The sequence below is a fragment of the Ruegeria marisrubri genome (genome assembly GCF_001507595.1).
In the GTDB taxonomy this organism is placed as follows: Bacteria; Pseudomonadota; Alphaproteobacteria; order Rhodobacterales; family Rhodobacteraceae; genus Ruegeria; species Ruegeria marisrubri.
Window position 1 is genome coordinate 1 of record NZ_LQBQ01000019.1, and the last position, 2,497, is coordinate 2,497.

The window sequence follows — 2,497 nt, forward strand, 5'->3', positions numbered from 1 at the left end:
TGTTGATTTCTGCTGAGAAGTGACCCGGTAGCCCCCCAGATTTTCACTGAGAATTGACCCATGTGAACACGTTGCCCTGACGGATTCGGTCGGGGAGATATGGAGTGATCGACATGGGATTTTTGAGTGTTATCCGACGTTGGGCATTGCGTGACAAAATGCCAATCCGCGAGATAGCCCGGCGGACGGGCCTGTCTCGCAACACCATCAGAAAGTACCTGCGCGAAGGCGCGGTGGAGCCGAAGTTCAAGACGCCAACCCGGTCGAGCAAGCTGGACCCTTATGCGGATCGTCTTTCGGCCTGGTTGCTGGCGCAGACGCGCAAACCCCGCAAAGAGCGGCGGACTGTGACGCAGATGCACTCTGATCTGGTCAAACTTGGCTATGACGGGTCCTACGGGCGTGTGGCGGCCTTTGCCCGTGCGTGGCGTGCCGATCGGCACCGCGCGGAACAGACGACCGGGCGCGGCACATACGTGCCCCTGGTGTTCCAGCCTGGCGAGGCGTTCCAGTTCGACTGGAGCGAAGACTGGGCCAATATCGGCGGCGAGCGGGTCAAGCTCCAGGTCGCCCATATCAAGTTGTCACATAGCCGGGCGTTCCTGGTGCGGGCTTACCCGCTGCAAACCCATGAGATGCTGTTCGATGCCCATTGGCACGCGTTCCGCGTCTTCGGCGGCGTTCCGGGCCGCGGGATCTATGACAATATGAAGACGGCAGTGGATCGTGTGGGCAAAGGCAAACAGCGGGACGTCAATGCCCGTTTCAAGGCCATGGCCAGCCACTATGTCTTTGAGCCTGAGTTCTGCAACCCGGCGGCGGGTTGGGAGAAGGGCCAGGTCGAGAAGAACGTCCAGGATGCGCGTAATCGCCTGTGGCAGGTCATGCCGGTCTTCAGCGATCTGAACGAGCTCAATCAGTGGCTGGAAGATCGCTGTATTGCTCTATGGGCGGAGACACCACACAAGATTTTGCCCGGTTCTATCTCGGACGTGTGGGACGCCGAGAAGCCAACGCTCATGGCACTGCCCCCGGCCTTTGATGGGTTTGTGGAGCACAGCAAACGGGTGTCACCGACATGCCTGATCACCTTCGAGCGCAATCGCTACAGCGTACCGGCCAGCTTTGCCAATCGCCGCGTCAGTTTGCATGTCTACCCTGAACGGCTGGTCGTTGTGGCGGAAGGTCAAACCGTTTGCGCCCATGATCGCATCATTGAGCGGTCGCACCACAAGCCAGGCCGGGTGATCTATGATTGGCGACACTATCTGGCTGTCATCCAACGCAAACCTGGTGCCCTGCGCAACGGTGCACCGTTCATCGAGATGCCCGACGCCTTCCGCCGCCTGCAGGATCACATGTTGCGCAAGGAGGGCGGTGACCGGGAGATGGTCGATATCCTGTCCCTGGTTCTGCAGCACGACGAAGATGCCGTTCTGTGTGCTGTAGAACTGGCGCTGGACGCCGGCGTGCCAACCAAGACGCATGTCCTGAACCTCCTGCACAGGCTGCTCGACAAGAAGCAGACCGATCATCCAGAGGTCGATCCGCCAGAGGCTCTGGCCTTGGAGACGGCGCCGAAGGCCAATGTCGATCGCTATGATGCTCTGAGACAAGCTGGGGAGAAGCGCCATGCGTCATGATCCGGCAGGAGCCTCCATTGTGATCATGCTCCGTAGCCTGAAGCTGCATGGCATGGCACAGGCCGTTGATGATCTGGTTGCCCAGGGCGCACCAGCGTTCGAAGCAGCCACACCGATGTTGTCCCAACTTCTCAAGGCGGAAATGGCCGAACGTGAAGTCCGGTCCATTGCCTATCAAACCAAGGTGGCGCGCTTTCCGTCCTACAAAGACCTCGCAGGCTTCGACTTCAAATCCAGCGAGGTCAATGAAGCCACCGTCCGACAGCTGCACCGTGGCACCTTCATGGAAAACGCCGAGAATATTGTCCTGATCGGCGGGCCTGGAACAGGCAAGAGCCACATTGCCACGGCCATCGGCGTCCAGGCCATCGAACACCACAGATGCAAAGTGCGCTTCTACTCGACTGTGGAACTCGTCAACGCGTTGGAGCAGGAAAAGGTGCTCGGAAAGGCCGGCAAATTGGCTGAGATGCTGACCAAGATCGATTTGGTCATCCTCGATGAACTCGGCTACCTGCCGTTCAGTTCATCCGGCGGCGCGCTGCTCTTCCACCTCCTGAGCAAACTGTACGAGCGCACCAGCGTGGTCATCACCACCAACCTCAGCTTCTCTGAATGGGCCCAGGTCTTCGGCGATGCAAAGATGACCACCGCGCTTCTCGACAGGCTCACACACCGCTGCCACATCCTGGAAACAGGCAACGACAGCTACCGCTACAAGGCAAGCTCAGAAGCCGCAAAGAAAAAGAGAAAGGAGGCACCCGCATTGACCACAACATAACCGATGAGACATAAACAAAGGTGGGTCAGTTCTCGGTGAAAATACCGGGTCACTTCTCAGCAGAAATCAACAT

2 protein-coding genes are annotated in these 2,497 nt (G+C 58.6%); both read left to right on the top strand.

Annotated elements, in window-relative coordinates:
- The first annotated feature begins 113 nt into the window (after positions 1 to 113).
- Positions 114 to 1,643, top strand: coding sequence for an IS21 family transposase (gene istA / locus AVO45_RS10690; protein WP_068346800.1), 1,530 nt, complete (start codon positions 114 to 116; stop codon positions 1,641 to 1,643).
- Positions 1,633 to 2,424 carry an IS21-like element helper ATPase IstB gene (gene istB / locus AVO45_RS10695; RefSeq protein ID WP_068346799.1) on the top strand — a complete coding sequence of 264 codons (792 nt, stop codon included), beginning with the start codon at positions 1,633 to 1,635 and terminating at the stop codon, positions 2,422 to 2,424. Before istA ends, istB begins: the two co-directional genes overlap by 11 nt.
- Positions 2,425 to 2,497 lie beyond the last annotated feature (73 nt).